Genomic DNA, 21,227 nt, shown 5'->3' on the forward strand with positions numbered 1-21,227 from the left:
GGCGGGGCGTGGTATGGACCCCGCAGGTCTCCGTAGCTCAGCCGGATAGAGCACCAGATTCCTAATCTGGGGGCCGTGGGTTCGAATCCCGCCGGGGACGCCACCGCGCCACTCCCTCAATCCCCCGGCTTCAGCCCCGCCGCCTGCACCACCGCGCGGAACTTGGCGAATTCCCCCTCCAGGAACCCGGCGAAGTCCCGCTGCCCGCGGAAGGTGATCGGCGTGGCGATCCGCGCGAATCCCTCGACCACGGCCGGCGCGCGCAGCGCGCGGGCGCAGGCCGCCTCCGCCCGGTCGAGGAATTCCGCCGGCGTCCCGGCCGGCGCGAAGACCCCGCCCCAGATCGAATAGACCAGGTCATGGCCCTGTTCGCGCAGCGTCGGCACCTCCGGGAATTCCGCCGTGCGCTTGTCCGCCATCACCCCCACCGCCTGCAGCTGGTTCACCTTCAGCGCCCCCGGCAGGTCGGCATAGACCGAGACATCGTCGCGCAGCAGGGCGATGATCGCCTCGGCGCTGCCGCGGAAGGGGATATGGGTCATCTCCACCTCGGCCTGCTGCGCCAGCGCCGCCATGACGATATGCGGCAGCGACCCCGGCCCGGCCGAGCCATAGTTCACCGCCCCGGCGCGCGCCCTGGCCAGCAGGTCGGCCACCCGCCGCACCGGGCTGTTCGGCGCCGACATCATCACCACCGGCGCGTCGCCCAGCATGCAGATGGGCGCGAAATCCGCCGGCCTGTAGGGCAGGTCGGGGCGGAAGAAGGGCTGGATCGCCATCGGCCCGGTCGTGGTCAGCAGCAGCGTGGTGCCGTCCGGCCGGGCGCGCGCCACCTCCGCCGCGCCGATGGCGCCGGCCGCGCCGGTGCTGTTCTTCACCACCACCGCGGTGCCGAGGCTGTCCGCCAGTTCCGGCGCGATCAGCCGGGCCATCCGGTCGGCCGAGCCGCCGGTGCCGAAATTCACCACCAGGCTGATGGGCGCCTGCGCCATGGCGGGATAGGTCGAGGCCAGCAGCAGCAGGCCGGCGAGCAGCTTTCGCACGAGTGTCGGATTCCTTGTCCCGGATGCCTGTTACGCAGCAAACCGCGGGCCACCGGGCAGGCAAGGCTGGGGAGGGGAAACTATTCCCTCCCCAAGCCCCACCCTTCCTTTTTGGGAGGCCGGCACCCGCCGCGCGGCAGGTGCCGACCCACAAAAAAAGCGGAGGGTCCAGGGAGGATACCTCCTCCCTGGCCTTGCTTCACGCCGCCGCGCGATGCCGCGCCTCGGCCAGCAGGCAGAGGATCTCGAACATCATCGTCTCCCCCACCAGCGCCGTCCCGCCGCCGGCATCGAAGGGCGGCGAGACCTCGACCACGTCGGCGCCGATCAGGTTCAGCCCGGCCAGGCCACGCAGCATCCGCTGCGCCTCGCGCGGGGTGAAGCCGCCGGCCTCGGGCGTGCCGGTGCCGGGGGCGAAGGCGGGGTCGAGGCTGTCCACGTCGAAGGTCAGGTAGGTCGCGCCGTCGCCCGCCACCCGCCGCGCCTCGGCGACCACCCCGGCGGGGCCGAGCTCCTCGCATTCCTCGATGGTGAGGATCCTGACGCCCACCTGCCGGGCCCAGACCATGTCCTCCGGATCGAACAGCGAGCCGCGGATGCCGATCTGCACGATCCGTCGCGGATCGAGCAGCCCTTCCTCGATCGCCCGGCGGAAGGGCGTGCCGTGGGTGAAGCGGCTGCCGCCGAAATAACTGTCATTCGTGTCGGAATGCGCATCGAAATGCACCAGGCCGAGCGGCCCGAGCCCGGGCGCCGCGCGGTGGATGCCGCGCAGGATGGGCAGCGAGATCAGGTGGTCGCCGCCCGCCGCCAGGGTCCAGGCGCCGCCGGCGCGCAACGCCGCCACCCGTGCCTCGATCGAGTCCAGCGCGCCCATCAGGTCCATCGGGTTGGCATCGACGTCGCCGACATCGGCGATGCGGCAGAGCCGGTAGGGCTCGATGCGGCTCACCGGATGCACCCGGCGCAGCATCGCCGACATCTCCCGCATCTGCCGCGGGCCGTGCCGCGTGCCGGGGCGGTTGGTGGTGCCGCCGTCGAAGGGCACGCCGAGCAGCGCGATATCCAGCCCGGTCGCGTCCGCCCGCATCGGCAGGCGCATGAAGCTGGCCGGCCCGGCGAAGCGCGGGGTGATCGTGCCGTCGAGTGGCTGCGGCCACGGAGCGCTGTCTGTCATCCTGTCCCCCGGATCGAGGCCGCCATGATGGCCGCGCCGCCGGGGTGCGGAAAGCGCCGTTCCGCCGCGACCGGCCCTGGTCTATGCTGCGGCGCAGCAAGCCGCCCGAGAGGTTCCCGCCATGCCCGACCCGCTGCCCAGCGTCTGGAACCCGGACGACCGGATCGGCGACATGCTGCGCGGCAAGCGTGGCCTGGTCGTCGGCATCGCCAACCAGGATTCCATCGCCTTCGGCTGCGCCGCCAAGCTGCGCGCCTTCGGCGCGGAGCTCGCCGTCACCTGGATGAACGCGAAGGCCGAGAAGCATGTCCGGCCGCTGGCCGAGCAGCTCGGCGCCTCCATCATGCTGCCGCTCGATGTGGCGCAGCCGGGCCAGCTGGAAGCGGTGTTCGACCGCATCGCCGCGGACTGGGGCCGGCTGGATTTCGTCATCCATTCCATCGCCTTCGCCCCGCGCGAGGACCTGCACGGCCGCGTCGTCGACTGCTCGGCGGCCGGCTTCGGCCAGGCGATGCAGGTCTCCTGCTGGTCCTTCCTGCGCATGGCCAAGCTGGCCGAGCCGCTGATGGCCGATGGCGGCGCGCTGGTGACGATGAGCTACTACGGCGCCGAGAAGGCGGTGGGGAACTACAACATCATGGGCCCGGTGAAGGCGGCGCTGGAGGCTTCGGTCCGCGCCATGGCGGCGGAGCTCGGCCCGAAGCGCATCCGCGTCTTCGCCGTCTCGCCCGGGCCGCTGAAGACCCGCGCCGCCAGCGGCATCGCGCAGTTCGACGCGCTGGTGGAGATGGCGCAGAGCCGCGCCCCGGCGCAGCGGCTGGTCGATATCGCCGAGGTCGGCCGGGTGGTGGCCTTCCTGGTCGGCCCGGCCGCGTCGGGCATGACCGGCGACACCATCTTCGTCGATGGCGGGCTGCACAATGTCGCCTGATGCGGGCATCGTCCTGGTCCTGAACGCGGGTTCCTCCTCGCTGAAATTCGCCGGCTTCGCCGCGACGCCGGCGGGGCCGCGGCCGCGCTTCGCCGGGCAGGTGGAAGGGATCGGCGCCGCGCCGCGCCTGGTGGCGAAGACCGCCGCCGGGGAGGGTATCGCCGACCACCGCTGGGACGGCGGCGACGCCCCGGCCAACCATGCGGAGGCGCTCGGCGTCATCGTCCGTGGGCTGGACAAGGCCCTGCACGGCGAGCCGATCCTGGGCATCGGCCACCGCGTGGTGCATGGCGGGACGGATTTCGCCGCGCCGATGCGGATCGACGACGCGACGATGGCGGCGCTGGAGACGCTGGTGCCGCTGGCGCCGCTGCACCAGCCGCACAACCTGGTCGGCATCCGCGCCGCGGCGGAGCATTTCCCCGGCGTGCCGCAGGTCGCCTGCTTCGACACCGCCTTCCACCGCACCCAGGGCTGGGCGGCGCAGACCTTCGCCTTGCCGCCGCGCTTCTACGATGCGGGCATCCGCCGCTACGGCTTCCACGGCCTGTCCTACGAATACATCGCCCGGCGCATCGCCGCCGAGGATCCGACGCTGGGCGCCGGCCGGCTGGTGGTGGCGCATCTCGGCAACGGGGCGTCGCTCTGCGCGATCGAGGGCGGGCGGAGCCGCGCCAGCACCATGGGCTTCACCGCGCTGGACGGCATCCCGATGGGCACCCGCAGCGGCCAGATCGACCCCGGCGTCATCCTGCACATGATCGACAGGCTGGGCATGACCACGGCGGAGGTGACCAAGCTGCTCTACAACGGCAGCGGGCTGAAGGGCATGTCCGGCGTCTCGCAGGACGTGCGGCAGATCGAGGCGGCGGGGACCGAGGCGGCGGCACACGCGCTGGAGCATTTCGCCTTCCGCGTGCGGCGGGAGATCGGCGCCATGGCGGCCTCGATCGGCGGGATCGACGCGCTGGTCTTCACCGCGGGCATCGGCGAGAACGCGCAGGGCGTCAGGGCGCGGATCTGCGCCGGGCTGGAATTCCTCGGCATCACGCTCGATGCGGCGCGCAACGCGGCGCATGCGGCGGAGATCTCCGTCGCGGGCGCGGCGGTGAAGGTGCTGGTGCGGCGGACCGACGAGGAAGGGATGATCGCCGGGCATACGCTGGGCGTGCTCAACCGCTTGGGCTGAAAGCAAGGCCAGGGAGGAAGTATCCTCCCTGGCCCCTCCTCTATTCTTGTGAGTCTGGCATTCGCCGCGCGGCAGGCGCCAACCCACAGGAAGCAAAGGTGGGGTTGGGGGAGGAAATGCTTTTTCCTCCCCAACCTTCGCTACAGCCCCAGATAGACCTTCCGCACCAGCTCGTTGTCCTGCAGCTCGGCCGCCGAGCCGCCCTCGAACACCATCTTCCCGTGCACGATGACATAGCCCCGGTCGGCGATGCGGACCGCCTGGTGGAAATTCTGCTCCGCCATCAGCACCGTCAGCCCCAGCCGCTGCTTCATCTCGGCGATCATCTCCATGGTGCGGGAGACCAGGATCGGCGCCAGGCCGACCGAGGGCTCGTCCACCAGCAGGATGCGCGGCGCCGACATCACCGCGCGGCCGAGCGCCACCATCTGCTGCTCGCCGCCGCTCATGCTGCCGACCAGCTGGGTGCGGCGCTCGGCCAGGCGCGGGAACATCTCGAGGCACAGCGCCATGTTCTCCGCCAGCCTGGCCCGCGCCGCCGGGCGGAAGGCGCCGAGCCGGAGGTTCTGCTCGACGGTCAGGCGGGGAAACAACCGCCGCCCCTCCGGCACCAGCACGATGCCGAGCTCCACCACCTGTTCCGGCGACAGGCCGACGAGGTCGGTGGCGACGCCGTCCAGCACCGCGCGCACCGTGCCGGCGCTGGGCCGCACCTGGCCCATGATGCTGCGCATCAGGGTGGTCTTGCCGTTGCCGTTGGTGCCGAGCAGCACCACCGTCTCCCCGGCCGGGACGCTCAGCGTCACGTCCTCCAGCACCCGCACGGCGCCGTAGCCGGCATCGATGCCGTGGATCTCGAGCGCGCTACTGCTTGCCAAGATAGGCGTCCTCCACCGCGGGCAGCGCCAGCACGTCGCGCGGCGTGCCGTCGGCGATCTTGCGGCCGGCGACGAAGACGATCAGGCGTTCGGCGAATTGCGTCACCGCGCGCATGATGTGCTCGATCATGATCACCGCCGTGCCGGCCGCGTTCAGCCGCAGCAGCAGGGCGATGATCTGGTCGACCTCGGCATGGGACAGGCCGGCCATGGCCTCGTCGGCGATCAGCAGCTGCGGCCGCAGCGCGATGGCGCGGGCGAGTTCCAGCCGGCGCTGCTCGACCTGGGTCAGCTCCTTCGGCAGCTTGTCCGCCTTGGCCGCGAGCTCGACCTGTTCCAGGCATTCCAGCGCGCGGCGCGAGGCGTCTGCCGCCTCGCCCGAGAACAGCAGCGGCACCCGCACGTTCTCCAGCACCGACAGGCTGGTGAAGGGCTGCGGCAGCTGGAAGGTGCGCGCCAGGCCGAGCCGCGCGCGGCGATGCGGCTTGAGCCCGCCCAGCGCCTGCCCGCCCAGCGTGACCTGCCCGTCATGCGCGGCGAAGTCGCCGCTGATGCAGTTGACGAAGGTGGACTTGCCCGAGCCGTTGGGGCCGATCAGCCCCAGCCTTTCGCCCGCGCGCAGCTCCAGGTCGATGCCCTGCAGCGCGACGAAGCCGCCGAAGCGCTTGCCGACGCCATCCGCCTTCAGCAGGATCTCGCGCCCGCTCATCGCTTGCGGAACCAGCCGAGGATGCCGCGCGGGGCGAGCGCCACGAACAGCACCAGCATCCAGCCGACGATCCAGAGATTGAGGGCGGAGGAGATCGTCACCGTCGCCGCCTGCTGCATCGTCGCCAGCAGCACCGCGCCGATGACCGGGCCGAGCCAGGTGCCCGCGCCGCCGATCAGCGGCATGGCGATGGAGTTCACCGCATAGGCCAGGTTGAAGGCGCCCTCCGGGTTGATGTAGCCGGCATAGAAGGGCAGCGGCGCCCCGGCCACGCCCATCAGCGCGCCCGACAGCGTGGTGGCGATGAGCTTGAGCCGGAGCGTCGGCACGCCGACCGCCTCCGCCGCGCGTTCGTTGTCGCGGATCGCCTGCAGCCCGCGGCCGAGCCGCGACATCTCCACCGTGCGGCCGATGCCGACCGCGATCACCGCCAGCACCAGCATGACGACGAAGATGTATTCGCCGTAGCTGGTAAAGCCCGGCACGCCCATCGGCCGGATGATGTAGGCGCCGCGCGAGCCGCCGACATAGTCCCAGTTCACCACCAGCGTCTGCAGCACCACGGAAAGGCACAGCGTGGCGATCGAGAAATAGACCCCGCGCAGGCGCAGCGTCAGGTAGCCGGTGCCAAGCCCCAGCAGCCCGGCGACCAGCGCGGCGCCGGCGATGCCGGGCAGCACGCCGAAGCCGAAGGCCTCGTTCAGCACCACCGCGGTGTAGGACCCGGTCGCCATGAAGCCGGCCGCGCCGAAATTCACGTAGCCCGCATAGCCGCCGAGGATGTTCCAGGCGGCGGCGAGGACGACGTACTGCAACACGAAGTAGCCGGCATACCAGCCATACTCGTTGCCGATCAGCCGCAGGCCGACGATCAGCGCGGCGGCCACCGCCGCGGCGCCGAGCCAGTAGGTCAGGTGCTTCCGTTCCGCCGGCAGGGCCGGGGCGGGCAGGGTGGCGGCGCTCATGCCGTCCTCCCGAACAGGCCCTGGGGGCGGACCGCGAGCACCAGCAGCAGCCAGCCGAAGGCGACGGCCGGCGCCCAGGACGGGCCGTAGAAGGTGGCGGTCAGGTTCTCCACCACGCCGAACAGCAGGGCGGCCAGGATGCAGCCGGGCAGGCTGGCCATGCCGCCCATGATGCAGATGGCGAAGACCCGGCCGATGAAGACATGGTGGGTCGAGGGATCGATCGGCTGCACCACCACCAGCGCGCCGCCGGCGACGCTGGCCAGTGCGACGGAGATGCCGAAGGCCATGCGCTTGATCCGCACCGGGTCCACCGCCATCAGCCGCAAGGCTTCCGGGTCCTGCGCGACGGCGGCGATGGCCAGGCCGGTGAAGCTGCGCTGCAGGAACAGGTACAGCGCGCCGATCGCCGCCATCGCCAGCAGCGCCGGGACGAGCATGCGCAAGGGCACGTCGATCTCGCCCAGGCGCCAGGTGACGAAGGCATAGTCGGGGTCGAGGAAGCGCTGTTCCGGCCCGAACAGCATGACCAGCCCGACCTCGATGATGAACATCACGCCGAAGAAGAAGGCGAGGCCCTGCAGCGCCTCATCGCCTCGGCGTTCGAAGAAGTGGTTGTAGGCGGTGTAGAGCCCGATCCCCACCACGTAGAACAGCGGCGCCTGCAGCACCGCGACCAGCAGCGGGTCCAGCCCCAGCGTCGTGCCGATCAGCACGACGAAGAAGCCGCCCGCCACCATCAGCACGGGATGCGCGATGTTGACGATGTCCAGCATGCCGAAGGAGACCGCGAGGCCGGAGGCCGCGGCGGCGTAGAGGCCGCCGAGCAGCAGGCCGCTGACGATGCCGTTCAGCAGCAGCGAGAGATCGGGATCCATGCCGGGTATCAGGCCGGCGCGCCGTAGGGCGTCTGCAGCGTGCCCGACTTCAGCGACGGCGGATACAGGATCACCTTGGTGCCGGGCTTCTTGTACTTCTCCAGGTCGCCATCGGTGATGTTCTGGAACTGGACGAAGAGGTTGCGCTCCGTCTTCCATTCGCCGAGCGCGCTGAACGCGATCTCGCCGACGATGGTGTTGAACGTGTTGGCGCGCATGTCGGCGGCCAGCGCCGCCTGGTCCACCTTGCCGACCCGGGCCAGCGCCTGTTCCACCACCTGCATCTGGGCATAGGCATAGGGCTGCAGGTAGTTGCCCAGCAGGTCGGTCTGTTCCTGCGGCGCGCGGGCGCGATACTTCTCCTGGAACTCGACCACGCCGGGGAAGCGCATGGTGGGCTCCGGCGAATAGACGTCCCAGGTCACCAGGTTGTTCAGGATGGGGCCGAGCTGCGCCTGGACCGCTGCGATCTGCGGCCCGATCATGCCGCCGCCGAACAGCGCGGCGGTGAAGCGCAGTTCGCTGACCGCGCGCAGGATGCCGTTGGAATCCGGCGGGTAGGAGGCGAAGAAGACCACGTCCGGCCGCTGCGCCTGGATGGCGCGGATGGTCGGCGTGAAGTCCACCGTGCTCGGCGGGTAGGACCGGTCGTAGACCACCCGCAGCCCGTATTCCTTGCTCAGCAGGCGGACGCTCTCCGCGGCGCGCTGGGCGAAGTCGTTGTCCACCGCGAGGATCGAGATCGTCTTCGGCGGCGTCGACAGCATCTTGGCGCATTCGAGGAAGCCGCGGGCATAGGTGCCCTTGATGTCGTCCCCGGTGACGTTCATCGAGAAGTAGCGGTTGTATTTCAGCTTCTCGTTGGTGCCGGCGCCGAAGAGCGAGACGTAGCACATGCCGCGCTGCATCACGACCGGCATGGACGGCGCGATCATCGCGGTGGCATAGGGCGAGGTGACGATGTCGACCTTGTCGACGTCGATCAGCTTCGTATAGAGCGAGGGGACATTGGCCGGGTTGCTCTGGTCGTCGTAGGAGACCAGCTGGACCTGGCGGCCGAGGATGCCGCCCTTGGCATTCACGTCCTCCGCCCAGATCTTCTGCGCCAGCAGCGCCGAGCGGCCATTCGCCGCCAGCCCGCCCGACAGCGACATCGAGAAGCCGATGCGCAGCGGATTGGACCCTTGGGCGAAGGCGGGGAAAGCGCCAGCGGCGGCGGTCAGGGCGCCGGCAGCGGCGGCGCGGCCGAGGCCGCGTCGGGTGATCTCAGGCATTCTTGTTTCCTCCCTGGATGTTTCGGCGGCCTCTATTGGGCCGCTGGCATCATCTGCGATGGATCGGCGCCGACCCGCCCCCCTGTCTCCCCCGCCGCCAGGCGCGACAGCCGGAAGTCGTAGCGCACCGCCGCGACATCGGCGCGCGGCGCGCCCGGCAGCCCCTTCGCCGGCGTCACCACCAGCGAGTCGGAGACGCCGAAGACGGTGTCGCTGTCGATGTTCTTGTCGTCGCCGAGATAGAGCGCGGTGACCAGTTCCCGATGGCCGGGCGCCTGCACCAGCACATGGATATGCGCCGGGCGCATGCCGTGGCGATGCTGCTGCTGCACCATCCTGCCCACCGGCCCGTCCATCGGGATGGAATAGCCGATCGGCTTGACCGTCCGCATGTGGTAGCGCCCCTCCGCGTCGGTGCGGTAGCGGCCGCGCAGGTCCATCACCTCGGGGTCGTTGGCCTGCAGGTCATAGAGCCCGTGCGCGTCGGTCTGCCAGATGTCGATCCCGGCATCCGGCACCGGCTTGCCTTCGGCATCGGTCACCGTGCCGAACAGCACCAGTTCCTCGCCATCGGTGGAATGCACCGCGATGCTCTCGCCGGGGGCGAATTCGGGCGCCTTCTCGCGGAAGAAGGGGCCGAGCAGGCTGGTCTCGGTCCCCGCCGCCTCGCGGCCCGTGGCGTCGTGCATCACGTTGACCAGGCGCGACAGGCCGAGCACATCCGACAGCAGGATGAACTCCTGCCGGTAGGGCGTGCAGGCCTGGCCGACGGCGGTGAGGAAGGCGATGCCGGCCAGCCATTCGTCCGGCTTCAGGTCCACCTCGCGGGCGAAGTCGTGCAGGTGCCGGATCGCGGCGGCCATGACCTCGCGCATCCGCGGGTCCGGCGTCTTCGCCATCTGCGCAAGGGCCTCCGCCGTGATGCCCAAGCGGTCGAGATCGGCCATTCCCGTCGTTCCTTCCCTGGCCCTCGGCGGGGCCGCCTTGCCGCAACGATGCCGGCGGCGGTGCCCCGTGGTCAATCCGCATTCCCGTCAATCGGCCGCCCGCTCAGCGCCAGCAGCCGTTCCAGCGTCAGGCCGAGCGCCGGGTCGGCTTCCGGCCGCGGCAGCCGCCGCTCGATGAAGGCGCCGAGATGCCGGCTGAGCGCGATGGCGGCGCGGGAAGGCGGCAGGCGGCGCGCGCTGTAGGCGGCCAGCGCCGCCGGCACCGCTGCCCCATCCGGGGCCGCATCCAGCGCCTCGGCCAGGGCCTCCGCGTCCTCCGCCGCCTTCAGCACGCCGACGCCGATATGCGGCCGGCCGGTGCAGGCGGCATCGCCCAGCAGCGCCACCCGGCCGAAATTCATCGCCGGCGATTCCAGGTCGTAGATCGGCTGCACCAGGAAGCCCTCGGCGCGCCGCACCGCCTCGGCATAGGGTTCCGGCAGCCGCGCCGCGGCATCGGCCTTCACGGCGGCGATGGGCCCCGGCCGCAGCAGCCCGGGCGCGATGGAGAAGGCGTGCCGCGTGCCGGCCGCATCGGTCAGCAGGTCGTCCAGCGGCGCGCCGGCATCGACCGGGTAGTACCAGAGGAAATTGTAGCGCCGCCGGCCCGGCTCGGCGCTGTCGTCCGGCCCGGGGATCGGGTAGCCGATGAACTCGCCATGGCCGGGGAACAGGAAGGTGAACTGGGCGAAGACCGGGGCGAAGGCGGCGGAGAAGGCGCTTTCCTCGACCAGGCCGCGCCAGCCGACATAGCCGCAATAGATCGGCTGCACCGCGGGGGCGACCACGCCGCGCACGGTGGAGCGGAAGCCGTCGGCGCCGACCAGCAATTCGGCCGTGGCGCTGCTGCCATCGGCGAAATGCGCGGTGACGCTCTCGGCGCCCTGGTCAAGGCCGCGCAGCTCCATCCCCGTGCGCATCCGCGCCGCCGGGAAGGCCAGGCGCAGCGGGTTGAAGACCCGGCCCCAGGCGGTGACGTATTGCGGGTAGTGCTGGCGGGCGAGGATTTCTCCACCTGGCCCGACCGCGACACGCCCCTCCACGCGGACGCCCGGCGCGTGCTGGTCCGTGGCGCCGGCGCGGGCGAGGATCGCCTCGGTTTCCGGGTGATGCGCGATGCCGGTGCCGCGGGATTCCAGGCTGCCGGGGACGCGGTCGTAGACCCGCACGTCCCAGCCGCGGCGGTGCAGCAGGTTGGCCGCGAAGAGCCCGCCGACCGAGCCGCCGATGACGATGGCGCGGCGCCCTGGGATGGTCGCCATCCGGATATCCTCCCGCGCGGGCCTGCGGCCGCGTCGGGCGCCAGGGCAGCAGGCTTCCGCTTGCAGCGCAAGCGGCAGCCGGCGCTACCGCAGCAGCACGGGCAGCATCGCGTCCAGCCGCATGCGGCCCTCGTCGGTCGCCACCAGATGGCCGGCCGCGCCCCATTCCAGGTAGCCTTCGTCGAGGCAGGCCGCGAGCATCGCCGGGTCCACCGCTTCCGCCAGCGTCTGCCCGCTGCGCGCCGCCAGCCGGGCCGGGTCGATCCCCTCGGCCAGGCGCAGCCCCATCAGCAGCGCCTCCCGCGCCCGGTCGCGCGGGCTCAGCGCCTCCTCCTCGGTCACCGCATGGCCGTCGCGCTCCACCCGCGCCAGCCATTCCTCCGGTGCGCGGTGGCGGCGGGCGGCCAGCAGCGCGCCGTCGAGCATCAGGCGTTGATGCGCGCCCGGCCCGATGCCGAGGTAGTCGCCATAGCGCCAGTAGACCAGGTTGTGCCGGCTGGCGGCGCCCGGCTTGGCATAGTTGGAGACCTCGTAGGGCGCCAGGCCGTAGCCTGCCGCCTCCTCTACCGTCGCCCAGTAGAGCCGCGCCGCCGCGTCATCGTCCGGCAGGGCGAAGGCGCCGCGGGCGTGCTCGGTGGCGAAGCGGGTGCCCGGCTCGATGGTCAGCTGATAGAGCGAGAGGTGGTCGGCGGCGAGCGCCAGCGCCTGCCGCACCTCGGCCCGCCAGGACGCCTCCGCCTGGCCCGGCCTGGCATAGATCAGGTCGAAGGACAGTCGGGGGAAGAGCCCGCGCGCCGCCTCCAGCGCGGCGATCGCCTGGGCCACGTCGTGCCTGCGGCCGAGGAAGCGCAGCGCCTCCGCATCCAGCGACTGCACGCCGAGCGAGAGGCGGTTGACCCCGGCCGCGCGGAAGGCGGCGAGCTTGGCCGCCTCGACGCTGGTCGGGTTGGCCTCGAGCGTGACCTCGAGGTCGTCCGGCGCGTCGAACAGGCGCCGTGCATCCGCGATCAGCGCCGCGGCGGTCTCCGGGTCCATCAGGCTCGGCGTGCCGCCGCCGAAGAAGATGCTGGCCAGCGGGCGCCGCCCCGCGCGTCCTGCCTCCCGCGCCAGCTCCCGCCGCAGGGCGTCGCGCCAGCGGCCCTGGTCGATGCGGTCGCGCACATGGCTGTTGAAGTCGCAGTACGGGCATTTCGACGCGCAGAAAGGCCAGTGCAGGTAGAGGGCGAGGGGTTCCATCCCGTGCGATATAGGCCTTCCTGCCGCCTCGGAGCACCCGCATATGCCCCTGCCCGCCACCGCCCGCTATGCCGCCCTGCTGGCGGCGCTGTTCCTGGCCCTGTCCCTGCGGGTCGTGCAGCTGCGGTATCGCTACCGCGTCGCCCTCGGCGCGCCGCACCGGCTGGTCGAGCGCGCGGTGCGGGCGCATGGCAATTGGGCCGAATATGTCCCCTTCGCCCTGGTGCTGCTGGGCCTGCTGGAAGGCATGGGGCTGCCGTCCTGGGGCGTGCATGCGCTGGGCAGCGCGCTGCTGGCGGGCCGCCTGCTGCATGCCTGGGGCATCAGCCGGGAGCCCGAGGTGCTGCGCTTCCGCTCCGCCGGCATGGCGCTGACCTTCACGGTCGTTGGCGTCGGCGCGGCGGCGCTGCTCGGCCTCGTCCTGGCGGATGCGCTGGGCTAGGCTCCGTCCTTCAACACCAGGGAGGAAGACCGATGCCGACCACCGTCAAGGAGCTGGTTGCCGCGGCGAACGCCGCCGTGCCGCGCATCTCGGCCGCCGATGCCCGCGCGCTGCATGCCAAGGGCGAGGCGGTCTTCATCGACCTGCGCGAGCCGCCGGAACTGGCCGCCTCGGGCACCGTCCCGGGCGCCCTGCCGATCCCGCGCGGGCTGCTGGAATTCCGCGCCGACCCGGAGAGCCCGGACCGCAACCCGGCCTTCCAGAAGCCGGTGGTGATCACCTATTGCGCTTCCGGCGGCCGCGCCGCGCTGGCCGGCAAGCTGCTGCAGGACCTCGGCTACAAGGACGTCCGCAACCTCGGCGGCTTCAAGGACTGGGTCGAGGCCGGGGGCGAGGTGGCGAAGGCCTGACGGCAGGGCGGCGCTTCGGGCCGGCGATCAGCGCGCGGAGCAGGCGGGTCCTGGGGTCGCTGCGGCCGGCTTGATGCCAACCCGGCTGCCGGCCGCACCGACCTGCCAGAAGACGCTGCGCAGCCTGAGATCGAGGGTTTCCGGTGCATCGATCCGGCCATCCTCGATCGACTGCGCGAGGCGGAGGAGCCAGGTCGTCACGAAGGGTGGGGCCATTCCCTGCAGCTGGATGACCTTGTCGGTGACCTGCGGCTCACCCGCGCCAAGGGGCTGTGCCGTCGCCACGACATGAACGCGGGTCATGTTCGGCTGCGGGACGCGCTGGCGCAGCAGTTCATGGGCCAGGGCCACGTCGATGTACCGGCTGGTGCCGCGCGGCATGTCCAGGCGCGTCGGCAGGACAAAGAGCGCGGTGGCCGGGCGGTCCTTTGCCGCCTGGCTGAGAACTCCGCCGGGACCGGCGGACAGCAGCCGGGCGCAGTGGAAGCGGGCGATCTCGCCAAGGGTCGAGTCGTCGACCATGCGTCCGGGCAGGATATGAACGTGGAGCCCATAGCCGGACGGCGCGACCGGATGCGAAACGGTGATTTCGCCGCCCCGCGTGGCAAGGCTCGCCTGGCCGGTGACGGCGCCAAGCGCCGCGCCGGCTATGGCTCCCGAGCCGTGTCGGCCGCTCAGGATCCCCGCCAGCGTCTCAGCGGCAGTCCCACCGGGCGGATTCGCGGCAGGGACATCCTGCGGCGCGCAAGTGCTGAGCAGCAGCAATGCGAGCCGGGCCGCCGGCCTGGACTTGCCGATGGTCACGGCGAACGGTCCGTCCTGCCCGGCCCGAACAGCCATTTGCCGAACAGCAGGCAGGCCCAGGCCAGGACGGCGACGGTGATGAAGACGCCGGCTGTCTCGTTCGACAGGCCGAACTCGCCCACCGCCGCCATGTAGGCGACCGTCGCGCAGAGCGCCACAATCAGGGCCAGGACGGGCGCCTCTGCGAGTACCATAGCCGCGTCGACGGTGACGGCAGGTGTCGAGGACGCGCTATAGCCGAAGCGGAATGGGAAGCCCTAGCGCTGCAGCTGGCTCACCAGCCGGAAACGCTGCACCCGCTTGCCCGTATCCACCTCGGTCGTGAAGACGTTGCCGCGGCTGTCGACCGCCATGTTGTGCACCCAGTGGAATTCGCCGGCATTGCGGCCGTTGCGCCCGAACCGGCCCAGCAGGGCGCCGCCGCCGCGTTCGAGCAACCACACCACGTTGTTCGACCCATCGGCCGCCAGCAGCACCGATTGCGTCGGGTCCGGCAGGAAATCCATGTCCCAGACCGAGCCGCTGCCGAGCGTGTCCGGCGCGACGATGAATTCGCGCATGAAGGTGCCGTCCTTGCGGAAGACCTGGATGCGGTCGTTGGCGCGGTCGCACACGTACAGCAGGCCGTCTTTCGCCAGCCGCACGCAATGCACGGGGTTCCGGAAGAACCGCGCCGGGCTGGTCGCGGAGGCGCCGGGCTCGTAGGCCGGCAGCTTGTCATCGGCCGGCGGCTTCTCGCCATAGGCGCCCCAATGCCGCTTGTAGGCGCCGGTCTCGGCATCGAAGACGATGACGCGGCGGTTGCCGTAGCCGTCGGCCACATAGATCTCGTTGGTCGCCGGATCGACCTCGACATCCGCCGGCCGGCCGAGCCGGTCCGGGTCGTTGCTGCCGCCGGTCTCGCCCTTGCGGCCGATCTGCAGCAGGAAGCGCCCCTCGCGGGTGAATTTCAGCAGCACATGGTCGTTGGCGCCGTTGCCGGCGATCCAGACATTGTCCTTGTGGTCCACATGGATGCCGTGCTCGTTCTCCGGCCAGGACGGGTGGTGGCCGGGCCCGCCCCAGGCCTGCACGACGTTGCCATCCTCGTCGAATTCGATGACCGAGGGCGCCGGGATGCAGCATTCGCTCAAAGGCGGCGTCGCCGCGGCGCCGCGCTCGTCCGCCGTCATGGTGCGCGGGCGGTGGATGACCCAGACATGGTCGCGCGCATCGGTGGCGACGCCGGCCGCCTGGCCGATGCCCCAGCGGTTGGGCAGCGGCTTCGGCCAGGCGGGATCGACCTGGTAGGCCGGCGCCTGCGCCGCTGCGGGCAGCGCGAAAGCCAGCAGCAGGCCGAGCGCGAGAAGGGCGCGACGCATGGGGTTTCCTCCGGTCTTTGCCGAAGCCTCCGCCTGCCTGCGCCGACCCGTCAAGCTACTGCGGCACGATCCCCGCCTTGCGCGCCGCCTCGCCCCACTTCTTCATCTCGCTCTCGGTGAAGGCGCGGATCTGGGCCGGGGTCGAGGTCACCACCTCGGCCCCCAGCAGCCGGTGCTTCTCGACCACTTCCGGCCGCTTCAGCGCCGCGACGCAGTCGGCGTTCAGCTTGGCCAGCACCGCCTCGGGCAGCCCGGCCGGGGCGAACACCATGCCCCAGGTCGCCGCCTCGAACCCGGCCAGCGTCTCGCTCACCGTCGGCACGTCGGGCAGCTGCGGCGCGCGCTTCGCCCCCGTGGTCGCCAAGGCCTTGAGGGCGCCGGACTGGATATGCGGCAGTGCCGCCGGGACGGTGTCGAACATGATGTCGACGCGCCCGGCCATCAGGTCCGGATGCGCCTGGGTGCTGCCGCGATAGGGGACATAGGCGAGCTCGGTCCCGGTCTGCTGGCCGAACAGCACCGGGGCCAGCCGCACCACGCCGCCGGTGCCGGCGAAGGTGACGCCCGGGTTCTTCTTCGCGTGCGCGATCAGCTCCGCCACCGTGCCGGGCCCGAAGCCCTTGGCGGCACAGACCACCAGCGGGGTCGAGGTGGTCTGGGTGACGAAGGTGAAGTCGCGCAGCGTGTCGAAGGGCAGCTTGTAGTAGGCCGGGTTCACCGGATGACCGACCGAGACCAGTCCCAGCGTATGGCCGTCCGGCGCGGCGCGGGCGATGACCTCGGTGCCGATCACGCCGTCGGCGCCGGCGCGGTTCTCGACCGGCACCGGCTGGCCCCAGCCCGCCGCCAGCGGCTCCGCCATCAGCCGCGCGGTGATGTCGGACACCCCGCCCGGCGTATAGGGGACGACGATGCGCACCGGCCGGTTCGGGAAGGCGGCCTGCGCCCCGGCCCGGGTGGCGAGCAGCAGGGCGGGCGCGGCCAGGGCCGCGCGGCGGGTAATGGTCATGCTTGTTCCTCCCCAGGATGGCATTGCCGTCATCCTGCCCCGGCCGGACGCCCCGGGCCAGCCGCACGCGGGGTTGCGACTGTGTGACGGCCGCCGGGTCTGGTATCCGCCGGCAGCCGCGGCCGATCCAGCCGGCGGCCCATCCGGGAGGCGACGCGCATGACCCAGACCTTCACCCGCCGTGCCGCCCTGGCGCTCGGCGCCGGCGGCCTCGCCGCGCCCGCCCTGGCGCAGGCGCCATGGCCGAGCCGCCCGATCACCCTGGTCGTCGGCTTCCCGCCCGGCGGGCAGACCGACTTTGCCGCCCGCGTGCTGCAGAACGGCCTGCAGCAGGCGCTCGGCCAGCCGGTGGTCATCGACAACCGCGGCGGCGCCGGCGGCAACCTCGGCACCGAGACGGTGATGCGGGCCAGGCCCGACGGCTACACGCTGCTGGTCGGCAATGCCAACCCGCTGGTCATCAACCCGCACACCATGCCCTCGATGAGCTTCAACCCGCTCGAGCTCGAGCCGATCGGGATGATGCTGCAGAGCGGGCTGATCTTCTGCACGCATCCCTCGGTCCCCGCCAGGACCGTCGCCGAATTCGCCGCCTGGGCGAAGGTGAAGAAGGGCGATGTCGATTACGGCTCGGCCAGCGCCGGCAGCCTGTCCCATGTCGCGATGGAGCTGTTCCGCGCCCGCATCGGCGGGCCGGAGATGACCCATGTGCCCTACCGCGGCAGTGGCCCGGCGATGCAGGACTTCATCGCCGGCCGCTTCCAGATCATGGCCGACGGCGCCAGCGTGGTGGCGCCCTTCGTCCAGGCGAAGCAGCTCAACGGGCTGCTGGTCACGACCGCCGAGCGCATCCCGGCTTTCCCCGACATCCCCACCGCGACCGAGCAGGGCTTGCAGGATTTCGTCGTGCTCGCCTGGATCGGCATGTTCGCGCCCAAGGGCACGCCGCGCGAGATCATCCAGCGCGCCAATGCCGCGGTGAACAAGGCCAGCCAGGATGAGGCGATCCGCCGCAACATCACCAGCCGCGGCGACCAGCCGGGCGGCGGCACGGCGGAGCAGCTCGGCGAGACCATGCGCCGCGACCACGCCCGCTGGGGCGAGGTGGTGAAGGCCAACGCCATCCGGGCCGAATAGGCGGGTGCTGATCCGCCGCAGGCTGGTGCTGCTGCGCCGCCGGGCCCGCCGCGGCGTCGCGCTGCGCAGCTGGGTCCGCGGCAGCGAGGTGGCGATCGTCGCCCTCGCGGCGCTGACCGGCGCCGCGGTGGGGCTGCTGGCCTGGGGCATGGGGGCGGCGGCGCGCGGGCTGCACCTGGTGCTGTTCGGCCTTGAGGGGCAGGTCCGGCTGTCCGCCGCCAGCTTCATCCCCGGCTGGCGGCTGCTGCTGGTGCCGATGCTGGGCGGGCTCGCGCTCTATGGGCTCAACCGCGCGCTGAAGCGCTGGCGGCCGCAGCCGCCGGTGGACCCGATCGAGGCCAATGCCCTGCATGGCGGACGGCTGTCGCTGACCGATGCGGCGGTGGTCGGCGTGCAGACCATCCTGTCGAACGGCGTCGGCGCCTCGGTCGGTCTTGAGGCCGGCTATGCCCAGGCCGGCGGGGGGATCGCCTCGCGCCTCGGCACCACCTTCGCGCTGCGGCGGGGCGACCTGCGCGTGCTGGTCGGCGCCGGCACCGCGGGCGCCATCGGCGCCGCCTTCGACGCGCCGTTGACCGGCGCCTTCTATGCCTTCGAGCTGGTGATCGGCACCTACAGCATCGGCGCGCTGTTCCCGGTGATCGCCTCCGCCGTCTCCGCCACCCTGGTCGCGCGGGCGCTGGAAGCCGGCACCTATGCGGTCGAATCCAGCGCGCCGAGCGTGGTCGACACCGAGCTCTACCCGCTGGCGCTCGGGCTCGGCGTCCTCTGCGGGCTGGGCGCCATCCTGCTGATGCGCGGCGTGGCGCTGACCGAGATGGCCTTGTCCCGCGCCATCCCGTCCACCGCGCTGCGGCTGATGCTGGGGGGGCTCTGCGTCGGCGGGCTGGCCACCGTCTCGACCGTCGCGCTGTCGGCCGGGCACGGCGCGCTGCACCTGGCCTTCGTGACCGAGACGCCGGCGCGGCTGGTGCTGCTGCTGATCGTGGTGAAGTCGCTGGCCTCCATGGTCTCGGTCGCCAGCGGCTTCCGGGGCGGGCTGTTCTTCGCCTCCCTGCTCATCGGCGCGCTGGGCGGCAAGCTGTTCGCCGCGCTGCTGGCGCTGGCGGTGCCGCCCGGGCCGGACCCGCTGGTGATGGCGATCGTGGGGATGAGCGCCTTCGGCGCCGCGGTGATCGGCGCGCCGCTGGCGATGACCTTCCTGGCGCTGGAGACGACGGGCAGCCTGGCCGTCACCGGCCTGGTGCTGGCCGCGGTCGCGGTGGCCGGGCTGCTCGTGCGGCGGCTGTTCGGCTATTCCTTCGCCACCTGGCGCTTCCACCTGCGCGGCGAGTCCATCCGTGGCGCGCACGACATCGGCTGGATCAACGACCTGACGGCGGGGCGGCTGATGCGGCGCGACCCGCGCAGCGTGCCGGCGACGATGCCGATGGAGGCCTTCCGCGCCGCCGTGCCGCTGGGCGCCGCGACGCAGGTGGTGCTGCTGGACGCGGACGGTCGCTATGCGGGCATGGTCGCGGTCGCCGAGGCGCATGCGGCGCCGCCGGAGACCGCGACGCTGGCGGCGCTGGCCCGGCACGCCGACCGGGTGCTGCTGCCGCGCACCAATGCGCGCGACGCCATGGCGATCTTCGAGGCGGCGGAGGCGGAGGCGCTGGCCGTGGTGGACGGGCCGGAGAAGCGGGTGCTCGGGCTGCTGACGGAGGCGCATCTGCTGCGCCGCTATGGCGAGGAGGTGGCGAAGCGGCGGCGGGAGGAGACGGGGATGTCGACGGTGGGATGAAGGAAAAGGCCGGGGAGGAGGCATCCTCCCGCTGGACGCATGCGTCCAACCCTCCGCTATTTTCTGAGTTCGGCACTTGCCGCGCGGCGAGCATCAAACTCACGAAAAGGAAGGGAGGGGTTCTGGGTGGGACTACTTTTCCCTCCCCGACCTTGCCTACTTCGCCAGCGAAAACTCCGTCGCCCTGGTCTGCTCCGACAGCATCGGCGCATAGGCGAGGCCCTTGCGCATCGCCCAGATATTCACCTGGTGGTGGATCGGGATCACCGCCAGCTCCTTCTGGAAGCCCCAGCGGATCGCCTCGAAATAGAGCTTCTCCCGCGCTTCCTGGTCGATCGTGGTCAGCGCCCGGTCGACCAGCCGGTCGAGCTCGGGATTGCTGTAGTGCGAGGGCCGCAGCCGGGTGCCGCGGCCGCGCTGCGGGTCGGGGGTCGAGAGCATCAGCGACAGATGCGTGTCGGGCTCGCCGGTCGAGGTGCTCCATCCGGTCAGCGCGATGGAGTGTTCGTCACGCACGCCGCCGGCGGTGAAGAAGACGCTGGCCGGGGCGGTGGCGACGGCGGTCTTCACGCCGATGCGGCTCCACATCTGTGCCAGGGCCTGGGCGATGGAATCGTCGTTGACGTAGCGGTCGTTCGGCCCGTGCAGGGTGATGGCGAAGCCGTCCGGATAGCCGGCCTCGGCCAGCAGCTTGCGCGCGCCGTCGGCGTCGTAGGCCGGCACCTTGATGGACGGGTCGTAGCCCATCGCGCCTTCCGGCTGCGCCTGGCCGGTGGGCAGGGAAAAGCCCTCCATGATCTGCCGGCGGATACCGTCGCGGTTGATCGCCATGCTGAGCGCCTGGCGCACCCGCACGTCCATCAGCGGGTTCTTCGGCAGCGGGTTGCCGGCCTTGTCGGTGACATGCGGCGTCTGCGGCCGGTTGGAGTCGACATAGAGGTAGATCAGCCGCAGGCCGGGGCGGGAGGCGACGCTGAGCCGCGCATCCTTCTGCAGCCGCGCCACGTCGCGCGTCGGCACCGCGTCGATCGCATCCACGTCGCCGGATTGAAGTGCTGCGACACGGGCGCTGTCGTTGGTGATCAGCCGGTAGGTCACCTTGTCCCAGGGCTGGGCGGGACCCCACCAATCCGGGTTCCTGGTGAAGACCGCCCGGTCGCCGAGGGTGAAGGAGGCCAGCTTGTAGGGGCCGGTGCCGACCGCGGCGCGCCCGCTGTTGTAGTCGGAGGTGCTCATCCCGTCGCCCTGCCTGCGGCCGACGACCGAGAAGCTGCTCATCATCTGCGGGATCAGCGGCACCGGTTCCGCGGTGTGCAGGCGGATGGTGTGGGCATCCACCACCTCCAGCCGCGTCACCGGGCGGATGTACTGGCCCATCGAGGTCGGGCTGTTGGGGACGTTCGGCGCGCGGGCGAAGGTGAAGACCACGTCGTCGGCGGTGAAGGGCGTGCCGTCGTGGAAGGTGACGCCCTGCCGCAGCCTGAACTCCCAGGTCCGGTCGTCGAGCGGCTTCCAGCTGGTCGCCAGGCCGGGGGAGGGGCGCTGGTCGGCATCCGGATGCACCAGCCGGTCGAAGACATGCCAGGTCAGCGCATGGTTCGGCGTGAGGTCGAAGAAATGCGGGTCCATCGAGGTGAAGGCGCCGCCGACCGCGATGGTGATGTCCGCCGCCCTGGCCGGCAGCGCCAGCGCCGCCGCCATCGCCACACCGAGAAGCTGCTTCCGCATCGGCCCGCCCTTTCCCGTCTCCGCC

General features: G+C 71.5%; 21 protein-coding genes and 1 tRNA gene. 7 read left to right on the forward strand and 15 right to left on the reverse strand.

Going from position 1 to position 21,227, the window contains the following annotated elements; genetic code table 11:
* Positions 1-26 precede the first annotated feature (26 nt).
* Positions 27-103 (forward strand) — tRNA-Arg (locus ACFQS7_RS19405).
* A gap of 13 nt (positions 104-116) precedes the next feature.
* Here the strand turns inward: ACFQS7_RS19405 and ACFQS7_RS19410 are convergent.
* Both ACFQS7_RS19410 and speB read right to left on the reverse strand, forming a co-directional pair.
* On the reverse strand, positions 117-1,043 hold the full coding sequence (locus ACFQS7_RS19410) for a Bug family tripartite tricarboxylate transporter substrate binding protein (RefSeq protein WP_380068775.1): 927 nt from the start codon (positions 1,041-1,043) through the stop codon (positions 117-119).
* A 199-nt stretch (positions 1,044-1,242) separates the two neighbouring features.
* The gene (gene speB, locus ACFQS7_RS19415) at positions 1,243-2,220 is read right to left on the reverse strand and encodes an agmatinase (RefSeq protein ID WP_380068776.1); all 978 of its coding nucleotides are present in this window, start codon (positions 2,218-2,220) and stop codon (positions 1,243-1,245) included.
* 121 nt (positions 2,221-2,341) lie between these two features.
* Here speB and fabI point away from each other — a divergent pair, with 121 nt between their 5' ends.
* Positions 2,342-3,151 carry an enoyl-ACP reductase FabI gene (fabI, locus tag ACFQS7_RS19420; RefSeq protein WP_380068777.1) on the forward strand — a complete coding sequence of 270 codons (810 nt, stop codon included), beginning with the start codon at positions 2,342-2,344 and terminating at the stop codon, positions 3,149-3,151.
* The gene (locus ACFQS7_RS19425; protein WP_380068778.1) at positions 3,141-4,340 is read left to right on the forward strand and encodes an acetate/propionate family kinase; all 1,200 of its coding nucleotides are present in this window, start codon (positions 3,141-3,143) and stop codon (positions 4,338-4,340) included. Before fabI ends, ACFQS7_RS19425 begins: the two co-directional genes overlap by 11 nt.
* A gap of 140 nt (positions 4,341-4,480) precedes the next feature.
* Here the strand turns inward: ACFQS7_RS19425 and ACFQS7_RS19430 are convergent, their stop codons facing one another.
* The 8 genes from ACFQS7_RS19430 to hemW form a co-directional block, all read right to left on the reverse strand.
* On the reverse strand, positions 4,481-5,218 hold the full coding sequence (locus ACFQS7_RS19430) for an ABC transporter ATP-binding protein (protein WP_380068779.1): 738 nt from the start codon (positions 5,216-5,218) through the stop codon (positions 4,481-4,483).
* Complete coding sequence (locus ACFQS7_RS19435; RefSeq protein WP_380068780.1) at positions 5,205-5,927, reverse strand: ABC transporter ATP-binding protein; 723 nt, start codon at positions 5,925-5,927, stop codon at positions 5,205-5,207. The genes ACFQS7_RS19430 and ACFQS7_RS19435 overlap by 14 nt, the downstream gene beginning before the upstream one ends.
* Positions 5,924-6,892, reverse strand: a complete 969-nt coding sequence (locus ACFQS7_RS19440; RefSeq protein ID WP_380068781.1) for a branched-chain amino acid ABC transporter permease — start codon at positions 6,890-6,892, stop codon at positions 5,924-5,926. The genes ACFQS7_RS19435 and ACFQS7_RS19440 overlap by 4 nt, the downstream gene beginning before the upstream one ends.
* Positions 6,889-7,770, reverse strand: coding sequence for a branched-chain amino acid ABC transporter permease (locus ACFQS7_RS19445; protein WP_380068782.1), 882 nt, complete (start codon positions 7,768-7,770; stop codon positions 6,889-6,891). The genes ACFQS7_RS19440 and ACFQS7_RS19445 overlap by 4 nt, the downstream gene beginning before the upstream one ends.
* A gap of 8 nt (positions 7,771-7,778) precedes the next feature.
* Positions 7,779-9,044, reverse strand: coding sequence for an amino acid ABC transporter substrate-binding protein (locus tag ACFQS7_RS19450; protein ID WP_380068783.1), 1,266 nt, complete (start codon positions 9,042-9,044; stop codon positions 7,779-7,781).
* Between the two features lie 32 nt (positions 9,045-9,076).
* Complete coding sequence (locus ACFQS7_RS19455) at positions 9,077-9,991, reverse strand: dioxygenase (RefSeq protein ID WP_380068784.1); 915 nt, start codon at positions 9,989-9,991, stop codon at positions 9,077-9,079.
* Between the two features lie 71 nt (positions 9,992-10,062).
* Positions 10,063-11,292 carry an FAD-dependent monooxygenase gene (locus tag ACFQS7_RS19460; protein WP_380068785.1) on the reverse strand — a complete coding sequence of 410 codons (1,230 nt, stop codon included), beginning with the start codon at positions 11,290-11,292 and terminating at the stop codon, positions 10,063-10,065.
* 84 nt (positions 11,293-11,376) lie between these two features.
* Positions 11,377-12,528 carry a radical SAM family heme chaperone HemW gene (gene hemW / locus ACFQS7_RS19465; protein WP_380068786.1) on the reverse strand — a complete coding sequence of 384 codons (1,152 nt, stop codon included), beginning with the start codon at positions 12,526-12,528 and terminating at the stop codon, positions 11,377-11,379.
* Positions 12,529-12,571: 43 nt separating this feature from the next.
* Here hemW and ACFQS7_RS19470 point away from each other — a divergent pair, with 43 nt between their 5' ends.
* The gene (locus ACFQS7_RS19470; RefSeq protein ID WP_380068787.1) at positions 12,572-12,970 is read left to right on the forward strand and encodes an MAPEG family protein; all 399 of its coding nucleotides are present in this window, start codon (positions 12,572-12,574) and stop codon (positions 12,968-12,970) included.
* 32 nt (positions 12,971-13,002) lie between these two features.
* Positions 13,003-13,380, forward strand: a complete 378-nt coding sequence (locus ACFQS7_RS19475) for a rhodanese-like domain-containing protein (RefSeq protein ID WP_380068788.1) — start codon at positions 13,003-13,005, stop codon at positions 13,378-13,380.
* Positions 13,381-13,407: 27 nt separating this feature from the next.
* Here the strand turns inward: ACFQS7_RS19475 and ACFQS7_RS19480 are convergent, their stop codons facing one another.
* The 4 genes from ACFQS7_RS19480 to ACFQS7_RS19495 all read right to left on the reverse strand — a co-directional run bounded on the left by ACFQS7_RS19480 (position 13,408) and on the right by ACFQS7_RS19495 (position 16,554).
* Positions 13,408-14,184 (reverse strand): hypothetical protein, encoded by a 777-nt coding sequence (locus tag ACFQS7_RS19480; RefSeq protein ID WP_380068789.1) that lies wholly within the window; start codon positions 14,182-14,184, stop codon positions 13,408-13,410.
* Positions 14,181-14,378: a hypothetical protein gene (locus ACFQS7_RS19485; protein ID WP_380068790.1), complete on the reverse strand. Its 198-nt coding sequence runs from the start codon at positions 14,376-14,378 to the stop codon at positions 14,181-14,183. The genes ACFQS7_RS19480 and ACFQS7_RS19485 overlap by 4 nt, the downstream gene beginning before the upstream one ends.
* A gap of 63 nt (positions 14,379-14,441) precedes the next feature.
* Positions 14,442-15,545, reverse strand: coding sequence for a hypothetical protein (locus ACFQS7_RS19490; protein WP_380068791.1), 1,104 nt, complete (start codon positions 15,543-15,545; stop codon positions 14,442-14,444).
* Positions 15,546-15,600: 55 nt separating this feature from the next.
* Entirely contained in the window at positions 15,601-16,554 is a 954-nt protein-coding gene (locus ACFQS7_RS19495; RefSeq protein ID WP_380068792.1) for a tripartite tricarboxylate transporter substrate binding protein, read from the reverse strand.
* Positions 16,555-16,713: 159 nt separating this feature from the next.
* On the opposite strand from ACFQS7_RS19495, the gene ACFQS7_RS19500 reads away from it, so the two are divergent.
* On the forward strand, positions 16,714-17,691 hold the full coding sequence (locus tag ACFQS7_RS19500; protein ID WP_380068793.1) for a Bug family tripartite tricarboxylate transporter substrate binding protein: 978 nt from the start codon (positions 16,714-16,716) through the stop codon (positions 17,689-17,691).
* 4 nt (positions 17,692-17,695) lie between these two features.
* Positions 17,696-19,474 carry a chloride channel protein gene (locus tag ACFQS7_RS19505; protein WP_380068794.1) on the forward strand — a complete coding sequence of 593 codons (1,779 nt, stop codon included), beginning with the start codon at positions 17,696-17,698 and terminating at the stop codon, positions 19,472-19,474.
* Between the two features lie 156 nt (positions 19,475-19,630).
* On the opposite strand, the gene ACFQS7_RS19510 is transcribed toward ACFQS7_RS19505, so the two are convergent.
* Entirely contained in the window at positions 19,631-21,202 is a 1,572-nt protein-coding gene (locus tag ACFQS7_RS19510) for an ABC transporter substrate-binding protein (protein WP_380068795.1), read from the reverse strand.
* Between the last annotated feature and the right edge of the window lie 25 nt (positions 21,203-21,227).

The sequence above is a fragment of the Dankookia sp. GCM10030260 genome, from assembly GCF_042666655.1.
GTDB lineage: Bacteria > Pseudomonadota > Alphaproteobacteria > Acetobacterales > Acetobacteraceae > Paracraurococcus.

Excerpts from the sequence above, each read along its gene's own strand:
- speB (WP_380068776.1), bottom strand. The coding sequence starts at position 2,220 with ATGACAGACAGCGCTCCGTGGCCGCAGCCACTCGACGGCACGATCACC.
- fabI (WP_380068777.1), top strand. The coding sequence starts at position 2,342 with ATGCCCGACCCGCTGCCCAGCGTCTGGAACCCGGACGACCGGATCGGC.
- ACFQS7_RS19425 (WP_380068778.1), top strand. The coding sequence starts at position 3,141 with ATGTCGCCTGATGCGGGCATCGTCCTGGTCCTGAACGCGGGTTCCTCC.
- ACFQS7_RS19435 (WP_380068780.1), bottom strand. The coding sequence starts at position 5,927 with ATGAGCGGGCGCGAGATCCTGCTGAAGGCGGATGGCGTCGGCAAGCGC.
- ACFQS7_RS19440 (WP_380068781.1), bottom strand. The coding sequence starts at position 6,892 with ATGAGCGCCGCCACCCTGCCCGCCCCGGCCCTGCCGGCGGAACGGAAG.
- ACFQS7_RS19445 (WP_380068782.1), bottom strand. The coding sequence starts at position 7,770 with ATGGATCCCGATCTCTCGCTGCTGCTGAACGGCATCGTCAGCGGCCTG.
- ACFQS7_RS19450 (WP_380068783.1), bottom strand. The coding sequence starts at position 9,044 with ATGCCTGAGATCACCCGACGCGGCCTCGGCCGCGCCGCCGCTGCCGGC.
- ACFQS7_RS19455 (WP_380068784.1), bottom strand. The coding sequence starts at position 9,991 with ATGGCCGATCTCGACCGCTTGGGCATCACGGCGGAGGCCCTTGCGCAG.
- ACFQS7_RS19460 (WP_380068785.1), bottom strand. The coding sequence starts at position 11,292 with ATGGCGACCATCCCAGGGCGCCGCGCCATCGTCATCGGCGGCTCGGTC.
- hemW (WP_380068786.1), bottom strand. The coding sequence starts at position 12,528 with ATGGAACCCCTCGCCCTCTACCTGCACTGGCCTTTCTGCGCGTCGAAA.
- ACFQS7_RS19470 (WP_380068787.1), top strand. The coding sequence starts at position 12,572 with ATGCCCCTGCCCGCCACCGCCCGCTATGCCGCCCTGCTGGCGGCGCTG.
- ACFQS7_RS19475 (WP_380068788.1), top strand. The coding sequence starts at position 13,003 with ATGCCGACCACCGTCAAGGAGCTGGTTGCCGCGGCGAACGCCGCCGTG.
- ACFQS7_RS19485 (WP_380068790.1), bottom strand. The coding sequence starts at position 14,378 with ATGGTACTCGCAGAGGCGCCCGTCCTGGCCCTGATTGTGGCGCTCTGC.
- ACFQS7_RS19490 (WP_380068791.1), bottom strand. The coding sequence starts at position 15,545 with ATGCGTCGCGCCCTTCTCGCGCTCGGCCTGCTGCTGGCTTTCGCGCTG.
- ACFQS7_RS19495 (WP_380068792.1), bottom strand. The coding sequence starts at position 16,554 with ATGACCATTACCCGCCGCGCGGCCCTGGCCGCGCCCGCCCTGCTGCTC.
- ACFQS7_RS19500 (WP_380068793.1), top strand. The coding sequence starts at position 16,714 with ATGACCCAGACCTTCACCCGCCGTGCCGCCCTGGCGCTCGGCGCCGGC.
- ACFQS7_RS19510 (WP_380068795.1), bottom strand. The coding sequence starts at position 21,202 with ATGCGGAAGCAGCTTCTCGGTGTGGCGATGGCGGCGGCGCTGGCGCTG.